Origin of the sequence: Gemmata obscuriglobus, from assembly GCF_008065095.1 — a bacterium.
Lineage (GTDB): Bacteria > Planctomycetota > Planctomycetia > Gemmatales > Gemmataceae > Gemmata > Gemmata obscuriglobus.
Genome location: NZ_CP042911.1, coordinates 7714311 through 7733317, shown reverse-complemented (window position 1 = coordinate 7733317; position 19007 = coordinate 7714311). Strand labels below are relative to the sequence as shown.

The window sequence follows — 19007 nt, the reverse complement described above, 5'->3', positions numbered from 1 at the left end:
GGTCCACAGGACGAGCTAAACAGAAATCACGGAACCGTGCAACCGTTGAACGACACGGGAACACTGGTTGCGTCGAGCGGCCCGGCGGTAGCGACGACTTGTGCAATGTTCGGCGCGTTGTCGAACACGGGTCCTTCGGCGATGGAGAGTGCGGCCCCCCCGATGCAATCCCGTCACGGTTCCAGCTTTGCGTTCCTTGTGGCAGAATTGGGTTCTTTGGTCACCGTCGACACTGGCTGAGACGTTTCGAGTACGCTCAACGCTTTTCAGTGGTGCCTTTTGAGACTTATAGCCCCTTTTACCTTGCCCCCGCGCCGCCCGTCGAGGGTGTTCTCTGGGGGTAAATGAGGCCGGCAAGCGCCAGTTCCCAGGTGGTTTTGCCAGAAGAACGGTAACGCCCCCGCAGAAAATCGGGTTTGCACCCGCACCCGAAACCGCGCCTTGCCCACCCTCGCATAACCGCTACAATACTCTATCCTGCGTAGAAATCAGGTTCCGGGGAGGATAAGGTCATGGCACACAAGAAGGGTCAGGGTTCGGTTCGTAACGGTCGCGACTCGCTGTCGAAGCGCCGCGGGCTGAAGGCCTACGGCGGACAGGCCGTGACGGTGGGGAGCATCATCGTGACGCAGTGCGGCACGAAGTTCCACCCGGGCCGTTTCGTGCGGATCGCGAAGGACTGCAGCATCTTCTCGCTGGTGGAAGGCAAAGTGTACTTCGACCAGGGCGGCCGCCGGATCAACGTGCAGCCGAACGACCCGACCTCGACCGCCATCTGCTGAGTTGGCGAACGGATTCACCCGAAGCCGCGCGGCTCACGGCCGCGCGGCTTCTTTATGTAACGCGTCGAGCAACTTCAGGCAGAGATCGTCCGGGGCACCGATCTGCCGCGTGACGATCCGATCTCACCGCTTCGGCAGTTCCTTGAATCCCTTGGGCGCAGCGCTCCGCGCATCGAGCCGCGCCACCGCCGCTCGCGCCGCCTCGGTCAGTTCCGCACCACGCGCTCCGCCCGACCACACCCGTAGTGCCTCCCGGGCCTCCGCCGTGCCCACGCGCTCCAGCACCTCCACGGCCCGCAGCGCACGCAGCCGATCACCCGTGCGAACCGGACCGCCCAGCGGCGCCAGCAGCTTCGTCAGCCGCTGACGCGACTCGGCGTCCGTCGCCTGCGCCAGCGCCGCCCGGAGCCCGTCCGCCGCACCCTCGCCCAGCGCCACCAGTTCCTTCTCCGACTGCTCGCGCGTCACGAAGTCCTCGCTCCCCAGCTTCCCTACCAGACCCGCGACCACCTTCGGGTCCGCCGGCGGCACGGGGCGCACGCCCTTCGCGAGCGCCACCGCGTCCACCGGACGGGATGCCAGGTAGCGCACCGCCCCGAACCCGACCGCCGCGTCCCGGTCCGACAGCCGTGCCCACGCGTCGGCCGCGTCCTTCGGCTGGTGCTTCGGGTCGATCGGCAGCCCCGCCCCGGTCGCGTCCCACGTCACCGCCGATCTGTCCCCGCTCCCGGACACCAGCAGCGCACCGTCCGGAGAGAACGCCAGTTCCAGCACGGCGCCACGGTGACCCGAGAACCGGAGCCGCTCGCCACCCGTCGCCAACTCCTGCATCCGGACGACTCCGTCCGCACCGCCAACCGCCAGCAACCGACCGTCGGGCGAGAACGCGACCGCGTACACGCTGTTCGCGTTGTGTTCTGATGGAGCGGGGCGAAGGTTCGTGTCGAACTCGCCCACCTGTTTTCCGTTCCTCAGATCAAACACCCGGGCGTGCCCGTCCTTACCACCGGCCGCCAGCAGCCGACCGTCGGGCGAAAGGTCCAGTGTGTAAATGAACCCTCCCCCGGCGTCGAACGTGAGCACCTCTTTATCCGCCGCCCGGTCCCACACGCGCACCTTGGTCTTGTCGCTCCACTGGCGGAACACCACCCACTGGCCGTCCGGCGTGAACCGTACCCAGTTCGCGACCTCGCCCGCAGCGACCACCCGGACCGGCTGACCGGTGGCCGTGTCGAACACCCGGATACCGGGCTCGTTCCCGCCGACGATCAGTTCCTTGCCGTCCGGGGAGAAATCGGTCGAGTGCCCGGTGAGCCCCTTCAGGTCGATGGCTCGCAGTTCGGTGAGCGTGGTTGCGGACCACAGCCGTGCCTTCTGGTCACCGCCGGTGGTGGCGATCAGCGCCCCTGCCCGAGAAACGGACAAGCCGCCAAGCCCGCCGTGTTCCCGGAACACCCCGAGTTTGCGCCCGATGCGCGGGTCCCAGAGCAGCGCCGACCCGGCGCTGGTGAGCAACCGGCCGTCCGCGATAAAAAGCACCTCGTGGAGCGAGGACGTGTGCCCGCCGAAGTCGTGGACCGGCTTCCCGGTTGCCACATCAATAACGTTCACGTCGTCGAGCCGGGCGGTCACGATCCGCTTGCCGTCCGGTGCGAACGCGGCGGCCCAGGCCCCGTGCGCGAGGCCGCCGTAGTCCCGCACCTTCTTGCCGGTGGCCACCTCCCACATCCGCAGCGCACCGTCCGGGTTCGACCCCAGCACCAGTTTGCCGTCAGGGGAGAAGTCCCTCACGTCGACACGATCCCGGAACGGCTCGGCCGGGGCCGGCAGTTGCTTCTTGGTAGCCACATCCCAGAGCTGAAACGTGGCCGCTCCGGGCTGCACCACGGCAAGCGTCTGACCGTCTGGCGATAGTAACGCGTGCCCGAGAAGGTTGCCGCCCCCCTCGACGGGCACTTTCAGTGTCGCGGCCCGTTTCTCCATATCCCACACTTCGTAAGTGCTCTGGAAGTGCATCAGCACCGCTCGGCCGTTGGCCGCCGGGGTCAGTCCGAACAGGGGGCCGTCGCCCACCTCGGCGAACACAACCGGCCGGGGCTCCTTCGCGGTGAGGTCGGCGGCGTACACCGTCTTCTTGGCGGCGTTGTTGTCGGAAGTCGTGTGCGTCCACAACATCCATTTGCCGTTCACCGAAAGTTCCGGTTCGCGGTCCGACGTAACGAGAGGGCGGGTGAGGACGTGCGCAAGGGACGCGGGGACGCGGGCGACCTCCTCTCCGGTCACCACATCGAGCACCCGGGTGAGCGGCTTCTCTCGGTCCGGGACGACCGCGACCACCCGGTCGCCGAACGGCGCGACCGCGGCCTCCCACTGGACCGCCGCGCTCATCCCTCCCATCGATCCGGTGAACCGAGCGTTAGCCGGCATGCCCTTCGGAACCTGCTCGCGTCCGGTGGCCAGCTCCCACACCCGGTAGCCGGTGTGCGAACCGTAGGAGACGGCCCACTTACCGTCCCGTGACACCGTTAGCCGGTGAATGTTCGACCCGTGGTGGAACCGCGACGACCCCATCCGGGCCAGCGCCCCAACCGGGAGCGGGTCCCCGGCTGCGTCGCTCTTCGCGACCGGCTCGCCCTTCTCGGATCGCTCGGTCTGGGTCGCTTTCGATGCGGTTGCAGGCGGTTCGGGCGGCGCGCCGGACGCGTGGAACCCAGCCAGCCCGGCGCCGGCAACCGCCGCCGCAACGAGCACGAACGCGGCGGTCCATTTCGCCCACCCGCCCACAACGCTGGTGGCACCGCGCACCGCCGCCAGCGTGGACTCGCGCAGCCCCGCGCTGACAACCGGCGCCGTCCCACCCACCACGACCAGCACCGCCGGCAGTCCCCACCGCCCGAGCCGCCCCCGTAACTGCTCGCGGCCCCGCTCCAGCCGCCCCCGCAGCGCGCCCGGCGAGCACCCGAGGCGACGGGCCGCGTCCGCGTAGCTGAGGCCCTGCACGTAGCACAACAGCAGCGGCAACCGGTACACCTCCGGGAGCCGGGCCAGCTCCGCGTCGATCCGCTCCCGCAACTCCGCCCACAGCGTGTCATCGGCCGGTGAAGGGGCGGGCCGCTCGCGGTTCGCGCTCTCGCGCTTCTGGCGCCGGGCGGCGCTGCGCCGGATCTTTCCCGCGGACCGCACCGCCACCGTGTGCAGCCACCCGGCCACGGACGCGGCACGGGTCCGCCCGGTGGCGTGCCGGGCGAGTCGGATGAACGTGGACTGGAACGCGTCGTCGGCGTCGGCCGGGTTGTGGAGCACGTTGCGGCACGCGCGCAGCACCAGCGGGCCGTTGCGCCGCACCAGCTCGGCGAACGCGGCCTCGTCGCGCGATTCGGCGTACCGGCGCAGCAGCTCCCCGTCGGGCACCGGCGCGGCCGCACCCGGAAGGCGATGGAGCAGAACCAGCGGAGCAGTCATTGCGGACCTCGTGGCGGGTCAACTTCCCGCCAACATAACCCCACCGACCCTCCCTCCGACGCGCGAAAAAGCGCCGGGCGCTGGCGCCGAGCTGGGCGACACGTCGCGGCCCCGAACCTTGTGCGTGAGGTTCCGGCTGCAACGGGCATTGATGGGGCCGGCCGGGTGCCAGTCGCCGTGGCAGTGCTATAAGAAGTCTTCGACGTTTCCTCCTGCCGAACGCCCCGCCCGGGTGGCGCTCGCGCACCGACTGCTGACCAAAGGTCTCGGCATGGACCTGCCCCCGCCGGACGGCCTCACGACCGCCGAAGCCCGCTCCCGGCTCGACGCGCACGGGCCGAACGAGGTCGCACCGGCCGCCCGGTCGGGCGGCCCGCGGCAGCTCGCGGCGACGGTGCTGAACCCGCTGACGCTGATCCTCCTGGTCGCGGGAACCGTTGCGGCCGCGGCCGGGGATTTCGCGACCGCCGCCGTCATCGCCGTCGTGGTCACCGTGAGTGCGGCGATCCAGTTCGTCCAGACCCTGCGGTCCGATCAAGCGGTCCGCCGGCTCCAGGACCGGGTCGCGGTCACGGCCACGGTGAAGCGGGCCGGGGCGTGGGCGGAGCTCCCGCGCCGGGACGTGGTCCCCGGGGACCTCATCCGCCTCGGGGCCGGGGACCTCGTCCCGGCCGACGCCCGGCTGGTCGAGGCCCGCCACCTCAACCTCCAGCAGGCGGCGCTCACGGGCGAGTCGCTCCCAACGGAGAAGGAGGTGGGGGCCACCGGCGCCGACCCGAGCGGCCCGGCCGCGCTGGACCGGACCGACCTCGTGTTCTTCGGCACCTCGGTCGTGAGCGGGACCGGGACGGCGGTGGTGACCGCGACCGGCCGGGGCGGCGCTGATCACTGTAGGGGGCGCCCGAAAGCGTCCTCGCCTGCTGCGAAAGCTGGGAAGACGGACCCGAAATTCGCCCCCCCGACGCGGTCACCCGGGACCGAATCGAGGAGCACGTCCGCGGCCGGGCCACGGACGGGTACCGCATCCTCGCGGTCGCCACGCGGACCGTCGAACCGAAGGGCCGGCTCTCCGCCGCGGACGAAGCCGGCCTAACGCTGGCCGGGTTCCTCTCGTTCGCCGACCCGATCCGGGAAGACGCGGCCGAGACGGTAGCGCGCCGCCCGGGGTGCGGGCCGAAGCGGCTCACGTCGCTGAACCGCAGCGCGGGGCGCGACCGCCGGCCCCACCACCACGCGACGAACAGCGCGAGCGGCGCCAGCCACAGGAGCTCGGGGTTCTCGAACGACAACTCGCCGGCCATGCCTTCAAAATGCACGAACCGCGCGCGAGGCAACTCGCGCCCGCCAACATCGGGCGCCCGCCGCACGGGGCGCGCGATACCAGCTTTCGATTTCGACGCCATTACTGCCGGCGCCCGGCCGCAGGCGTGATGGTAGCAATCCACGCTGGTAAGCGGGGACGTTGTGTGTTGGTGCTGAAAAGTAGGAGAACGCTCGGTGTCAAAATCCTGATTCACGGTCCGGCTGGTTGTGTCTGTTTCTTGTGGCGCAGGAATTCATGCCTGTGCGATCTTTTATTTGTGGTGCATGTATGAATGTCTTTGCTGCAAAGACAAAAAAAAGACGGAAGCCAACAACCGGTTGGTGTGCGATGCTCAGCAGCACGCGGTGCGAAGCAAATCTACGTTTCCTCAGCGGAACGGATGACTCGCTCTTCGTGTTCGTCGACCGCTTCCCAACTAAGGAATGAGGCGACCTTGATGGCAAGCGACTCGTACCAACTCTCGTCGCCATCTCCGCAGATCAGTTCCACTACGTTCGCGGTCGGTTGGGCAAGCGTGTTAACCGCGTAACAGCCAGTTTCGTCAGCCGTCGCCATGACGAGGACGACCCACGGTGAGGTTGGAGCGTTACGGAACTCCTGCGGTCCGGTTTGCACGAGTTCGAGTGACGAGAGTATGTAGCCAACCAGCGGCTCGGTATGTGTGCTGCGGGAGTATGTGGGGTCCGAGCGTATGGTGAGATACCACGGCATTTCAGAGCGCTTCCCGTGCTCGGAGACCTATTAACCTGCGAGAGCCGGCTGGGCTCTTCAATTCACACCGCCGGCTCGCGCCGGCAGTTCGACCGAACCAGTACTGCGCCCCCGCGGTGCCTACTTACGCAAGCTCTTGCACCACTCGGTCAGCAGTTCGACGCCGGCCCGGTCCACGCGGGCCGAGGACAGCGGCGGCATCTGGCCGGTGTTCGGGCCGCGCTGGGCGATCCGGTGCAGCACCACGCTCCGCTCGGGCGCGCCCGGGGCGACGAGCCGCGCGTCCGCCAGCCCGAACGACTGGTGGACCGGCTTCGCGTCGATCAGCCGCATCTTGTCCCACGCGGTCGCGTAGCCGAGGTCCATCTGCGCGTTCCCGCCGCCCGCCTCCACGTGGCAGCTCGAGCAGTTCACGTGCAGGTACGCCTTCGCCCGCTCCGCCAGCGGCTGCGTCTTGTCGTAGGGGTTGGCCAACCGCTTCAGCCCCGCGGGCGGCGCGGGCAGCATCCCCGTCGGCTTCGGCTCGCGCTGGTCCGGCTGCTGCCGCGCGCTGGGGTCCTTGGCCTCGCCGGCCCACCCCACGTCGAGCAGCCCCAGGTGCTCGAGCACGCGGAGCTGGTTGTCGGTGCGACCGTTCGGGTAGGTGTGGTCCTTGTTCATCTGCACCTCGCACAGCCCCAGCACGTAGTTCGCGGCGCGGCTGTGGCACACCATGCACTCGGCCCGGCTCGGGTAGTGCCACGACTGCTTCGCCGCGCCGGCGGCGGTCCGGACCGTGAACTCGCGGTCCAGCCCGGCCGCGTCCACGAGGGTCGCGTCGGTGCCGGCGTCGTTCCAGACGTAGGAGTAGCCGTACCACTCGCCGCCCTGGCGCGTCATGAACCGCGTCTCGATCCACGTGCGGCTCGCCGGGTCGCCTTCGCGGGTTTCGAGCGCGAAGCTCTTCACCAGCACCGCCCCGTCCGGGAAGTCCCAGCCGCCGGCGCGCTTGTACGAGACCTTCCCCGCGGGCACCGCCAGGAACCGCTCCTTGTGCAGCCCGTCGGACCAGAACGGCGCGTTCACCGAGTACGGCACCACGCCCGGGGCCATCGTGTGGTCCTTGACCGAGGCGAAGAGGCCGCTCTCGCTCAGCTTTTTGGGGAACCCGGTGTCGGCCTTCGCGGTGTTCGGGGTGAGCGTGTAGAACCCGCCCTCGCCCGCGGGGGCGTGGTGGCAGATGACCAGTTCGCCGTCGCGGTCGAGCGCGAAGTTCGTGATCTTCAGCGTGGTGATCGCGATCTTCTTGTGCCACTCGATCTTCTCGCCCGTGTGCTTCACGGCCCAGATGTGGCCGGTGCTGTAGTCGCCGTAGACGTAGGCGCCCTTCAGCCCCGGCAACTTGTCCCCGTGGTACACTACCCCGCCCGTCAGCGAGCGCGCCTCGGAGTGGTGGTGCTCCACCGTGGGCTTGGTGATCGGCGTCGGCCCCGCCTTGCGGTTCGGGTAGAACGGGTGCGAGCCCTCCGTCACGCTCCACCCGTAGTTCTCGCCCTTCTTGACCAGATACGCCTGCTCCCACAGGTCCTGGCCGTTCTGCCCCACCCAGAGCTGGTTCAGCTTGGCGTCGTAGGTGACGCGCCACGGGTTGCGGAGGCCGTAGGCCCACGTCTCGGGCGCGAACTCCTTGCGACCGATGTAGGGGTTGTCCTTCGGCACGCCGTACATCTTCCCGTCGGCCGGGTGGTCCACGTCGATGCGCAGCACCTTCGCGAGCAAGAGGTCGGTGCGCTGCCCCGTCAGGTTCGCGTCGGAGTCCGCGGTGCCGTCGCCGCTCGTGACGTACATCATCCCGTCCGGGCCGAAGCACACCGCGGCGCCGTTGTGCCCGTCGGACTCCCACTCGATGACGGTCCGCTCGCTCTTCGGGTCGAGTTCGTAGGGCGCCTTCGCGGTCATCGTGTAGCGCGAGATGATGCTGGATTTCTTCTTCCGCCCCGTGGGGGAGCCGTTCCAGCCGATGTAGACGTACCGGTTCTCGGCGAACTTCGGGTGAAACGCGATGTCGTAGGCGGTGCCCCCGTTGGGCGTGTCGAGTTGCTTCACCGCGTCCTTGTCGGTGGCGCCGGGGCCGAACGGGACGCGCAGCACCTTCGTCGGGCCGTAGGCGTGCGGCTGCGTGATGACGAGCGCTTCCGACGTGCCCGGGATCGGCTCCACGCGGATCGGGTATTCCGGGCGGTATTTGCCGAGGATGCGGGTCGCGACGAACGGCGGGGGCGGGTCCGGGAACCCGACCACCTTCGACGCCACCGGCTCGCGCGCCTCGATCCCGTATGGCTTGGCGGTGGCCGCCGTGGGGCCGACGAAGGTGAGGGTGGCGTAGTCGTCGCTCTGGTGGAAGAACGGCGGGATCTTCTTCTTCGCGATGGGCGCCACGCACGACAGCTCGGGCTCCGCCCAGTCGGCGCTGTAGTCGAACCGGCACAGGTTGAGCTTCCACTTCTCGCCGGCGACCGGGCGCCCGCCGGTGCGCAGGAAGTCCCCCCACGGGATGCGCCCCTCCACGCTCCAGCCTTTATCGGCGTCGTCGCGCGCGTTGAGCGTGCCGCGCAGCTTCACCTTCGCTTCGAGGCCGAACGTCCCGGCCTTGGCGTGCGCGCCGAGCCGGTCCAGGTCGTACTTCGGGTAGAACGCGTCGAACCGTGCCCCGGCGGCGTTGACCTGGAACTCGTAGTACCCAAGTTTCTCCGCATCCGGGCGCAAGAACAGCTCGAACACGTCGTTCTTCCACAAACCGCCGTCGTGCTCGGTGATGTCGGCGAAGAGGTCCGAGTCCTCCATGTCGGCGTGGAAGTAGATGTACTCGCGATCCCAGAGCAGTTTCGCGGCGGTCGCGGTGCGGGACATCCGGGCTTTGTCGCCCAGCCACGGCACGTGGAATGCAGATATCGGTTGTGCGAGCGCCCACGCGGGTTCGTCCGCGAGCCCGTCGAGAACGATCGGAGTGTCCGCCCACCGGCACTCGAACGAATGGGGTGGGGCTTGTTTGTACGGCTCGGGCACCGGGTGCTCGGGTCGCTTGTCGGCCGGCGACCGGGGCGACCCGACCGCAGCGACGGCGAGCAAAAGGGCGAGCGTAGCGAGGGCAAGGGGTGTGCGAAAGCGAAACATGCTGTGTCAGAACCCAGCGTGTAAGTTTTGAGCTTCGCACATAGTAACCGGATGTGGATGCGGAAGGAATGCCCTGGCTCTGGGGAGAGCCGGGGCGAAGCGGTCACGGAACCACCGGTCTTTGACAAGTCGGGAGCAAAAGGCGCAAACACACGAGCGGAGCGCCGCCGTGCCGGCCGCGAGCGATCAGGGGAGTCGCTCGCGGCCGGTGCGGTGTGCCGCTCCGAGGCCCGGGGCCGTCCCCGGGCAGTTCAGATTGTGGTCACGTGGTCAAGACAGCTCTTCACACGCCCACCGTAACGATCACGAAGTGATTCCCGTGCCCTGCCGCCTCTCTGGGGCCGGATACGGGACGAAGCAAACGCCACACGAACCACACATCTGGCGAGCGAAATACAAAAGAAAGCCGCGCCCACACAACGTCGTGTGAGCGCGGCCGGCAAAAAAAAATCGATTCGTTCGACAACCTTTAGCCGACGAAGACGCCGGTGCTGGTGCCCGGGACCGTGTCGATCCAGCGGACGCCGAGCGGGTTCGGCGGCAACAGGTTGGAGTTGGTGAACACGGCGATGCGGCCGTTGTTCGCGCCGGCGGTGGCCGCGATCAGGTCCATCCGGCCGTCGCCGTTAACGTCGGCCGCCGCGGTACGCAGGCCCGTTGCGCCGTCCCAGGCGATGGTGCTGAGCAGTTCCACCGGCCCCTGGCCGTTCGACAGGCCCCGGCCGCTGAACACCCGCAGGTGTGCGGCGCCGGCGCCGGGCGACGCGGCGATGTCGGCGTAGCCGTCGCCGTCGATGTCGCCCACCGTGATGTTCAGCCCGGCGGTCATGGACGGGGCGAACGCGAAGAAGTCGTTGGCGAGCAGCTTGGGTCCGGCGCCGCCCGCGAGCGCCTTGCCGTCGAACGTCCGGACGTGCGGCCCGGCACCGTACCCGGCCCCGGTCACGAGGTCCGCGAACCCGTCGCGGTTCAGGTCGCCGACGCCCACCCGCACGCCGCCGAGGAACCCGACGGAGTACGCGTAGAAGCTGGCGATCTCGTTCACTCCGCGGCCGTTGAACACCTTCACGTGCGGCACGTTGCCGAGGTCGGTGCCGAGCGCGATGTCCGCCGCCCCGTCGCCGTTGATGTCGCCGGCGGCCACCCACAGCCCGCCCTGGTACCCGGCGAACGGGACGAAGTCCGCGATCATGGCCGCGTTGACCCCGCTCCACACCCGCACCCGGCTCTCGATCCCGGCGCCGCTGACCGTAATCAGGTCGATGACGCCGTCGCCGTTGACGTCGCCCCGCGCGACCCGGACCCCGCCGCGGTACCCGTCGCCGAACGGGGTGACGGACATGGAGAGGGTGCCGTCGGACCGGTACACGTACACCCGCGAGGCCGTAGCCCCGCTGTCCGAGGCCACCGCCCAGCCGCTGCCGGCGGCGCTCCCGCCGGTCACGGCGCCCGCGGCGGGCGTGGTGGAACCGGGCTTGGTGGTGACCGGCGGCGTGGCGGACACTGGCGCCGTCGCCGACCCGTAGGGCGCGTTCACGTCGACCGGCGTGTAGTCGGTGCGGACCGGGTTCTTGTTCCCGTCCACGGTGCTCGTCGCCACCAGCCCGGCGAAGGTGGTCTGCCCGTTGTACGTGGCCGCGACCGGGTACAGGAGCTGGTTGCGGATCGGGTCCGTCTGCGAGTAGATGGTCTGGGTCGACCACGCCCCGCCCGCGAGGGTGGCGAGCCGGATCTGGCCCGCGAACTGGTTCGCGTAGCTGACCGGCAGGTGCTCGGCGGCCTCGTCCGAGAACACGATGTTGGCCTGGCCGCTGGCGTCGAAGTAGAGCTGCGGCGCGAACCCGGTGAACCGGGCGCCGTCGCCCGCGACGTAACCCGCGGGGGTGCTCGCCACCACGCTGTGCGTCCACCCGCCCGCGGTGAGCGTGTGGTACATGAGCTGCGAGGTCTGCGGCGAGCCGGTGTTGTACCGGTCCACGTAGTAGCTCGCGACCGCGATCTGGTCCCCGGGGCCGACCGCGACGCTGGCCCCCAGCCCCGCGTCGGCGGTCCCGTCGCCGGGCGCCATCAGGGTCTGCGAGTTCCACGCGCCGCCGCGGTTCGTCGCGTACATCAGCGTGCTGTTGACCGTCGAGAACGCGCCCGCGATGTAGAACTGCGGGGTGTAGGTCACGTGCGCGTAGTTGAGCGAATCGACCGCGAGCGACAGGAACCGCGGCGCCCACCGGCCGCCGGTGAACCACACGTCCTGGCCCAGGTCCGCCGTGTCCGCGACCTTGGCGAACCCCCACGAACCGCTGGCGTTGGTGGAGTACCACAACTGGCCGGCGCCGAAGTTCCCCACGCCGGTCGCGGCGGCCGTGGTTTCGGTGAAGATCAGGTGGATCGAGTTGTTCGCCCCGGCCTCCGCGACCAGGTTGTTCGGCCCCCACGACGACTGCCAGGTCGGGGTGATCGTCTCGACGTGCTGCCACCCGGCGGACGTGCGCGCGTAGTGCTGGATGAGCGTCTGGTACGAGCTCCCGGCCCACACCTTTTCGAGGAACAGCGCGTGCGGGGTCCCGTCGCTGGTGAACACGAGCTGCGCGGTCTGCGACGCCTTCTGCACCGCGTCGGTGCTGTTGTACTCGCCCGCGGTGAACACCCCGGACGCCGCCACGGTCTCCGTGCTCCACGCACCGGCGACGCGCGACTGGTAGACCAGGTTGCCGCCGTTCCACAGCAACTGGCCCAGCTCGCCCGTCGGGCTGTACTGGGTCCAGTTGAATTCACCGGCGGGAATGACGGAACCGGCCGGGTTGAACCGGTCCTCGAGCTGTTCCACCTGAAGCGCGGGCGAGTGCGCGCGTCGGAGCATCAGGTCACCTGATTTGTGCGAGGTTCGGGACGGGGGAATCCGAACGATCGGGCTCATAGCGTCGCCACGAGCTGCGGTCAAGACCGTTTCGTCTGCACGTGAGCCACCGGGCGTTGGAGCAGTTTAGCGCCGGACTACGGGGGCTGAAAAGATCGTCTTGCACTCTGCGGCGCTTTCACTTCGCTGGCCCTCGGGCGCAACCCGGCGGACCGGGCGCGGCTCACACATCCGGCACGGCTCACCGCCTTTTGCCGGCTCTCACTGATCGGCACGTGCGTGCCTACAATGGGGGCATGGAACCCCCGGCGATCCGCACCGAAGGACTGACCCGCACGTACCGCAAGAGCCGGAAGCGGCGCTGGTGGTGGTCGAAACCCGACCCCGCCGCCGCCGCGCCGGCCGACTTCGTGGCGCTCGACGGGGTGTCACTCGAGGTGCGCCCGGGCGAGCTGTTCGGGCTGCTCGGCCCGAACGGAGCGGGCAAAACCACGCTCATCAAGATCCTCACCACCCTGCTCGCGCCGACCGCCGGGACCGCCCGCGTGGACGGCCTCGACGTGGTCGCCGAGGCCGACGCGCTCCGGCCGCGGATCAACATGGTGTCGGGCGGGGAGTCCAGCGGGTACGGCATCCTCAACGTGCGGGAGAACCTGTGGCTGTTCGCACGCATCTACGGCGTCCCCACGAAGGTCGCCGAGGAGCGCATCGACCGGATGCTCGGCATCGTCGGCATGACCGACAAGGCCGGCAGCCGTATTAGCCACTTATCGACCGGTCAGCGACAAAAGATGAACTTTTGTCGCGGGTTCATCACCGACCCCAAGATCCTGTTCCTCGACGAGCCGACGCTGGGGCTGGACGTGACCAGCGCCCGGGCCATCCGCACGTTCGTCCGCGACTGGATGAAGGAGCGGCCGGAGCGGACCCTGCTGCTCACCACGCACTACATGGCCGAGGCCGACGAGCTGTGCGACCGGCTGGCGATCATCGATAAGGGGAAGGTGCTCGCCTGCGACACCCCCGCGAACCTGAAGCGGCAGGTGCAGAAGTACCCGCTCTACGAAATCTCCCTCGCCCCGGGCGCCGGGAGCTGGGCCGCGGCGGGCGCGCTGCCCGGGGTCCACCAGCTTACCACGACCACGACCCCCACCACGGTGGAGCTGAAGGTGTCGCTGCTCGACGAGCCGGTCATCGGGACCGTGGTGCAGGCGCTGGTGACGGGCGGCGCCCGCGTGCTGACGATGAAGAAGGTGGAGCCGACGCTCGAAGACGTGTTCATCGAGCTGGTCGGCCACGGGCTGAACGACGGCGCGGCCCCGCCGGGCGCGCCGTAGCGCCGCGTTTGGGCACCGCCACCGTACACGAGCACACCGCATGGCCTCGCTCAAGCTGTTTCTGCAAGCCGCGCAGGCCCGGACCTACCCCCGGGTGGCGTGGCTGTTCCGCAACAACTCGTGGATGATCCAGGAGACGATACTGCCGGTGCTGGCGGTGTCCGCGTTCGCCTACGCGTACCGCGCGATGCAGGCGCCGCCGGAGTACACCGGCGTCTTGGTCCTCGGCGCCGCCATGACCACCTTCTGGCTCAACGTGCTGTGGGGGCTCGGGGCGCAACTCTACTGGGAGCGCGACTCCGGGAACCTCGAACTGTACGTCATGTCGCCGGCCCCGATGACTGCGATCCTCACCGGCATGGCGCTCGGCGGGATGATTACCACCACCATACGGGCGGCGGCCATCACCACCGCCGGGGTGCTGCTCTTCGACGTGCCGCTCCAGCCGTCGAGCTGGTGGCTGCTGGCCGCGGGGCTGCTGATAACGCTGGCGGCGCTGTACGGGCTCGGGATGATGTTCGCGTCGCTGTTCCTGCTGTGGGGCCGGGAGGCGTGGCACCTCATCAGCCTGTTGCAGGAGCCGATTTACTTGATGAGCGGGACCAACTTCCCGGTGAACGTGCTGCCCCGCGCGGTCGCGCTGGTCGCGAGCCTGATCCCGCTCACGCTGGGCATGGACGCGATGCGCCAGGTGCTGTTCCACACGCCGGGGCTGTTCGACGTGTGGGCGGAGCTGAGCGTGCTGGCGGTCCTGGCGTGCGTGTTCATCTCCGTGGCCCGGATCGGGCTCCGGTACATCGAGCGCAAGGCCCGCGAGGGGGGCAAGCTCACGGTCCGGTGGCAGTGACGCCGACCCCGGTCGTGTCCGATCTCCGGCCCCACGTGCGGCCCTCACGTTTACGAAGAGTGATTTTGACAGGATCGACAGGATTTACCGGATAAAGACCGATCGATTTGAAATCCTGTTTATCCTGTTGATCCTGTCAAAAATCTTCTTGGCTCGTCCATCGAGCGATGGTGTTACTGCCCCCCCCCCCGGGGCGCGCCGTTACTCATACACGAACCGGCTGTTGGTATCCGTTTTGGTTTTGTCTTTGTGGCACAGACATTCCTGTCTGTGCGGCGCGAGAAGGTCGCACAGACAGGAATGTCTGTGCCACAAAAACAGACACAACCAGCCGGACCGTTACCCAGGGCGGGATTCATTCCGCCCCCGTTCTGACCCCAGGTCCGAACGAGCCGCCGCAAAGCTCGCCCGCGGTGACTTCACTTCTTCGCGGGCAGCTCTTCGATGGCGATGTTCTTGTAATACACCTTCGCTTTCGCGCCGCCGTGGATCTGTAACGCGATCACGCCCGAACGTTCGATCTTCGTGTCCTCCTCGGTGTAATCGACGGTGAGCGTGCCGTTCAGCCACAGCTTGATCCGCGGCCCCTCACAGCGGACGACGTACTCGTTCCAGTCGTCGTGCTTCACCAGCTTTTCGATCACGTCCTTGGCGGGCTTGGCGAGGATCTTGTTGCGGCGGCTCTCGTCGTAGAGGGCGCCCCAGTAGTCCTGCCCCACATCCGCCTGGTAGCCGATGACCTCGTGGTGCTTCGGGATGCGTTTCGTGCGGAACTGCACGCCGGCGTTCGCCTTCGCCTTGTCGCCGGTCAGCTTGAACGTCACCTTGAGCTCGAAGTCCTCGTAGGTCTTGGTGGTGCAAAGGAACTCGTTCCGCGGCACGACGGCGTCGAGCGACCCGGCCGTGATGGCCCCGTCCTCGACCTTCCAGGTCTTCTCGGTGTCGCCCTCCCAGCCGGTGAGATCCTTGCCGTTGAAGAGAGGAACGGGCTTCTCGGCCGCAGTGGCCGCGGTCGAGAGTGCAAGAAGCAGCGCGGAGAGGATGAGCCGCATGTGATCTCCTGCTGGCGAATGGTCCGTGAGCGCCAAGACCAGCACTCTACACCAAGTGCCAAAAGAACCGAAACTGGTAGTGCGATCTTGTCTTCCTTGCTCTCCTAGCGTCGAAGGCTTCGGAGCGTCAGTTGGTGTTCAGGAGGAGCATCCTCAACACGCCGGTACTTGCCGCTCTCGCTTGTGCGGTAGTTCAGGATGATGTATTCACCGCTGGCGTCGAGGGCGTAAACCCAATCATGGCTTCGCTTCCAGCTTGCCAGATCATCCGAAAGATGTTCTTGCGTCTCTCGGCTATACAGGTGCAGCTTCCGGGGATTATCCGGCCCTCCTCCAGTTTTGGCAATCGTCCATGTTCCGTCTCCGAAGCTGTCCACGGTGTCTTTTCCATCCGTGTATTTTTGCGGCTCACCACAACCCAACATGACGGAAGCAATCACGGCTACAGTGAGCAAACGTATCGGTCTCATACAGAACTCCTTCAACGGCATTTGCCATATGCAAAAGAAATGTGCCGGACCAAGGGGTGAATTGTCTGATTACCGGAACAGGTTCCTCTGGAGCGCGCGGGTGCACAGCTTCCCTTGCATCCTACAAGCCCGCCAGTTATGGCCCCCTGACGACCGCAGGACTGGAGAGCGAGATGATGCGAAGGTTCGTCGCTGTTCTCCTCATGCTGCCCCTCCTGACGCTGGCGAGCGGTTGCGGCACGTTTTGCAACACCGTCTGGTGGATACCGAGCGAGGGAGGGCAGCGTGTCTACGGCGGGGTGAGGGCCGAAGCGGGTGAGGTGAAGAGATTGGCGGTCAGCCCTTCGCCCCACGAAACCGCTTGGGACCGCTTCCGAGTTGCCAGCCTCCTTGTTCTTGACCTGCCCTTATCTGCTGTTGGGGATACCCTAACGCTTCCCTACGTCCTCTGGTTGGGGCGGTCCGCAAGCATCCGACCTGCACCAGATCAGCCCACCCCGCCTGACAAGTCGCCCGTCCCTGCCAGCAGCAAGTGAGAGGCGAATTCATCAATTACCAGGACAGGTGTTGGGGGTATATTTCCAACTCTCGGCACTACCCGTTTGAGCGTTACGACTTCCCGAGCACCAAATCCAGCGCCCAGCAGCCAAGTACATGCGGGCCGTCGCCGCGGAGGTGGTTCAGCACGTCGTCGCGGCTGCACCCGGCGTCCTGGAGGGCATCGGCCAGGATCGGCAGGCGGTCGAAGGCACGCTCGGCGTAGATGCCGGTGGCGAGGGCGACGACATCGGACGTGAGCCAACCGGGTTCGGCGGTTACGGGGCGGAAGGGGTTGCCGAAGACGCAGCGGATGAGGAGGGCTTGCGAACCGAGTTCCTTCAGCCATGCCTCGTGTCGTCTGAGGGGCTTCTGTTGCATCCGCACCGCATCCGCCAAATGCTTCGCCCCACTCCTTGCCGCAACTAGAGCATCCGGTTGCAACGCCCAGCCGGTGTGGTCATGGGGTAGCCCGAGACGAACCTGCCACGCCGCCTCTCGTTCGGCCGGCCCCGACACCAAACCATCGGCAACCCGTTCCGCGACTTCCAGCGCGGTTCGACTTCTCTTATCAGGCATCAGATGCAGTAAACGACGGCAACATCCGCAGGCAAAGAGCCTCAACTTCCGGTCGCTCACCTGTCCTCGTAGGAACTCCAGCATCGGCTTCGGATCGGTGCACGCCAGCCATTCGGCTTCGGTCATCGGCCGCCCTCGGGTTGCGTCCAGTATGGCGGGCGGAAGGCGGTGGGTGAAGCGCGACCGGCCGCGCCGGGCGGAGGTGAATTGGGCAATTAGCGAAACCGCTCGTGTTCGGCCAGTCCGGCAAGGGCAATGTGGCACTCAATCGCGGTGAATGGGAAGGCAATTTTTGACAGGATCGACAGGATAAACAGGATTTCAACTCGATCGGTCTTTATCCGGTAAATCCTGTCGATCCTGTCAAAAACTGCCTTCATACACGAAACCCACACGGCCGACCGGCACCGTACCGGAGGCGTCACGCGCGGTATTTGGCCGCGGACTCTTCGTTGAGCGTGAGCCCCAGGCCCGGGACGGCGTGCGGGACCATCTTCCCGGCCTCGAAGCCGGGGCCGCCGGTGAACACGTCGCGGAACCACGACACGCAGTCCACGTGCGGCACCGACGCCAGCCCGCACGCCAGGTGAACGCCCACCTCGGTCATCCGCACCGGCGACACCGCGACGTGGTACGCCTCCGCCACCGCCGCCACCTTCAGCAGCGGGGTGATGCCGCCGAGCCGACACACGTCCGGGCGAACGGTCCGCACGGTGCCCGCGCGGATCACCTGGAAGAACGCCTCGCGGGTGTCGAACGTCGAGCCGACCGCGATGGGCACTTCCGCGATCCGGGCGAGCTTCTCGTAGCCGGGCGCGTCGGCGGTCGGGATGGGGTCCTCGAACACGTCGACGCCCACGTCCTCGAAGAAGTGCGTGAGCGCCAGCGCGGTGCTCAGGTCGAACCGGCACTCGGCGGTCACGGCAACCCAGCCGTTTTCGCCCAGGCCGCCCTGGATCTCGCGCACCCGCTCGGCGTCGGCCTGCACGTCGCCGCCGCCGATCTCGATGCGCACGCCCATCGCGCCGTGCTTCAGGTGCGGCTTGAGCGCCTTCAGCGCCTCGGCCGGGTCGCGCCCGACCGTTGCGGCGTCGGACACCACGAACGCCGCCCCCGGCTTCGCGTTGCCCAGCAGTTTCGCCAGCGGAACGTTGGCGGCCTTGGCCTTCGCGTCCCAGAGGGCGGTGTCGATCGCGGAGTACGCCCGCGCCGCGAGCCCGCCGAACCCGGCGGCCCGGAACCGCGCTTCGGCGCGGGCGAAGAGGCGGTCCGTGTCGCGCGGGTCCTCGTTGAGTACGATCGGCGCCAGTTCGGTGTCGATCAGCGACCGCAGCGCCGCGGCACCCGCGCCGAGCAGGTAGGTGAACCCCAGCCCGCTGACGCCGGCGTCGGTTTCGAGGTGAACGAGGACGAGTTCGACCGCGTCGGGCGCGGCCGGCTTCGGGTCGGTGAGCGAGACCCGGGACGGTTTCCCGAACGGAACGCGCAGGCGGTCAGTGGAGAGGCGGGTGATTTTCATGGGGCTCGTTTTACGAGCCGGACGCGCGAGCGTGAGCGCGCCCGCGATTCGCATAACGCGCTCGCCGTCTGTGCGGGCGCTGAGCAACCAGTACGCCGGGTCGTCGCGGGTGGTACAGGCCAGGCACACGCACACGCCCCGTTGCCGATACGAGGTCTCGGCCTCGAACCGGGATCGGCCCACGGCGGCTACCCGGGGCACCGACGGACCGCCGGTCCAGTGCAGCACGTCGGAGCGCGCACCCACTCAGGTGCGTCTGCTTCGCACCGCGTATGGGGTACATTGGAAACGGCGCATGGCGAACTCCGCTCAATGGGTTGGCAGCACAAACCATTGAGCGGAAACTCGTGCGCCGCCCAACCGCCGTGACAACTCCAGAT

The 19007-nt window shown here is 67.8% G+C and carries 12 protein-coding genes and 1 pseudogene; 6 read left to right on the top strand and 7 right to left on the bottom strand.

Features of this window, described 5'->3' with window-relative positions; translation table 11 throughout:
* The first annotated feature begins 512 nt into the window (after positions 1 to 512).
* Complete coding sequence (locus GobsT_RS32030) at positions 513 to 782, top strand: 50S ribosomal protein L27 (RefSeq protein ID WP_010036878.1); 270 nt, start codon at positions 513 to 515, stop codon at positions 780 to 782.
* Between the two features lie 123 nt (positions 783 to 905).
* Here GobsT_RS32030 and GobsT_RS32025 read toward each other — a convergent pair whose 3' ends face one another.
* On the bottom strand, positions 906 to 4244 hold the full coding sequence (locus GobsT_RS32025; RefSeq protein ID WP_010036880.1) for a sigma-70 family RNA polymerase sigma factor: 3339 nt from the start codon (positions 4242 to 4244) through the stop codon (positions 906 to 908).
* A gap of 151 nt (positions 4245 to 4395) precedes the next feature.
* Here GobsT_RS32025 and GobsT_RS32020 point away from each other — a divergent pair.
* Both GobsT_RS32020 and GobsT_RS41435 read left to right on the top strand, forming a co-directional pair.
* A pseudogene (locus GobsT_RS32020) lies at positions 4396 to 5106 on the top strand (P-type ATPase actuator domain-containing protein); the annotation flags it as partial.
* Positions 5107 to 5192: 86 nt separating this feature from the next.
* A complete protein-coding gene (locus GobsT_RS41435) occupies positions 5193 to 5675 on the top strand; it encodes a hypothetical protein (protein ID WP_470303914.1) in 483 nt (160 codons plus the stop codon).
* 724 nt (positions 5676 to 6399) lie between these two features.
* Here the strand turns inward: GobsT_RS41435 and GobsT_RS32015 are convergent.
* Positions 6400 to 9432, bottom strand: coding sequence for a PQQ-dependent sugar dehydrogenase (locus GobsT_RS32015; RefSeq protein ID WP_109570733.1), 3033 nt, complete (start codon positions 9430 to 9432; stop codon positions 6400 to 6402).
* Positions 9433 to 9901: 469 nt separating this feature from the next.
* On the bottom strand, positions 9902 to 12289 hold the full coding sequence (locus tag GobsT_RS32010; protein WP_029600753.1) for an FG-GAP repeat domain-containing protein: 2388 nt from the start codon (positions 12287 to 12289) through the stop codon (positions 9902 to 9904).
* A gap of 293 nt (positions 12290 to 12582) precedes the next feature.
* Between GobsT_RS32010 and GobsT_RS32005 the strand changes: the two genes are divergently transcribed.
* Positions 12583 to 13623: an ABC transporter ATP-binding protein gene (locus GobsT_RS32005; RefSeq protein WP_010036888.1), complete on the top strand. Its 1041-nt coding sequence runs from the start codon at positions 12583 to 12585 to the stop codon at positions 13621 to 13623.
* 40 nt (positions 13624 to 13663) lie between these two features.
* Positions 13664 to 14470 (top strand): ABC transporter permease, encoded by an 807-nt coding sequence (locus GobsT_RS32000; RefSeq protein ID WP_010036890.1) that lies wholly within the window; start codon positions 13664 to 13666, stop codon positions 14468 to 14470.
* A 419-nt stretch (positions 14471 to 14889) separates the two neighbouring features.
* On the opposite strand, the gene GobsT_RS31995 is transcribed toward GobsT_RS32000, so the two are convergent.
* Both GobsT_RS31995 and GobsT_RS31990 read right to left on the bottom strand, forming a co-directional pair.
* Positions 14890 to 15522: a 3-keto-disaccharide hydrolase gene (locus tag GobsT_RS31995; protein ID WP_010036892.1), complete on the bottom strand. Its 633-nt coding sequence runs from the start codon at positions 15520 to 15522 to the stop codon at positions 14890 to 14892.
* Positions 15523 to 15626: 104 nt separating this feature from the next.
* Positions 15627 to 15992 (bottom strand): hypothetical protein, encoded by a 366-nt coding sequence (locus GobsT_RS31990; RefSeq protein ID WP_148087947.1) that lies wholly within the window; start codon positions 15990 to 15992, stop codon positions 15627 to 15629.
* A 173-nt stretch (positions 15993 to 16165) separates the two neighbouring features.
* On the opposite strand from GobsT_RS31990, the gene GobsT_RS41295 reads away from it, so the two are divergent.
* Positions 16166 to 16528, top strand: a complete 363-nt coding sequence (locus GobsT_RS41295) for a YceK/YidQ family lipoprotein (protein ID WP_010036894.1) — start codon at positions 16166 to 16168, stop codon at positions 16526 to 16528.
* 73 nt (positions 16529 to 16601) lie between these two features.
* Here the strand turns inward: GobsT_RS41295 and GobsT_RS40125 are convergent, their stop codons facing one another.
* On the bottom strand, positions 16602 to 17234 hold the full coding sequence (locus GobsT_RS40125; protein ID WP_033197997.1) for a hypothetical protein: 633 nt from the start codon (positions 17232 to 17234) through the stop codon (positions 16602 to 16604).
* Positions 17235 to 17529: 295 nt separating this feature from the next.
* The gene (locus GobsT_RS31975; RefSeq protein ID WP_010036901.1) at positions 17530 to 18873 is read right to left on the bottom strand and encodes a mandelate racemase/muconate lactonizing enzyme family protein; all 1344 of its coding nucleotides are present in this window, start codon (positions 18871 to 18873) and stop codon (positions 17530 to 17532) included.
* Between the last annotated feature and the right edge of the window lie 134 nt (positions 18874 to 19007).

What these genes read in the sequence shown, in the direction of transcription:
- GobsT_RS32030 (WP_010036878.1), top strand. Translation starts at nt 513, where the DNA reads ATGGCACACAAGAAGGGTCAGGGTTCGGTTCGTAACGGTCGCGACTCG.
- GobsT_RS32025 (WP_010036880.1), bottom strand. Translation starts at nt 4,244, where the DNA reads ATGACTGCTCCGCTGGTTCTGCTCCATCGCCTTCCGGGTGCGGCCGCG.
- GobsT_RS32015 (WP_109570733.1), bottom strand. Translation starts at nt 9,432, where the DNA reads ATGTTTCGCTTTCGCACACCCCTTGCCCTCGCTACGCTCGCCCTTTTG.
- GobsT_RS32010 (WP_029600753.1), bottom strand. Translation starts at nt 12,289, where the DNA reads ATGCTCCGACGCGCGCACTCGCCCGCGCTTCAGGTGGAACAGCTCGAG.
- GobsT_RS32005 (WP_010036888.1), top strand. Translation starts at nt 12,583, where the DNA reads ATGGAACCCCCGGCGATCCGCACCGAAGGACTGACCCGCACGTACCGC.
- GobsT_RS32000 (WP_010036890.1), top strand. Translation starts at nt 13,664, where the DNA reads ATGGCCTCGCTCAAGCTGTTTCTGCAAGCCGCGCAGGCCCGGACCTAC.
- GobsT_RS31995 (WP_010036892.1), bottom strand. Translation starts at nt 15,522, where the DNA reads ATGCGGCTCATCCTCTCCGCGCTGCTTCTTGCACTCTCGACCGCGGCC.
- GobsT_RS31990 (WP_148087947.1), bottom strand. Translation starts at nt 15,992, where the DNA reads ATGAGACCGATACGTTTGCTCACTGTAGCCGTGATTGCTTCCGTCATG.
- GobsT_RS41295 (WP_010036894.1), top strand. Translation starts at nt 16,166, where the DNA reads ATGATGCGAAGGTTCGTCGCTGTTCTCCTCATGCTGCCCCTCCTGACG.
- GobsT_RS40125 (WP_033197997.1), bottom strand. Translation starts at nt 17,234, where the DNA reads ATGACCGAAGCCGAATGGCTGGCGTGCACCGATCCGAAGCCGATGCTG.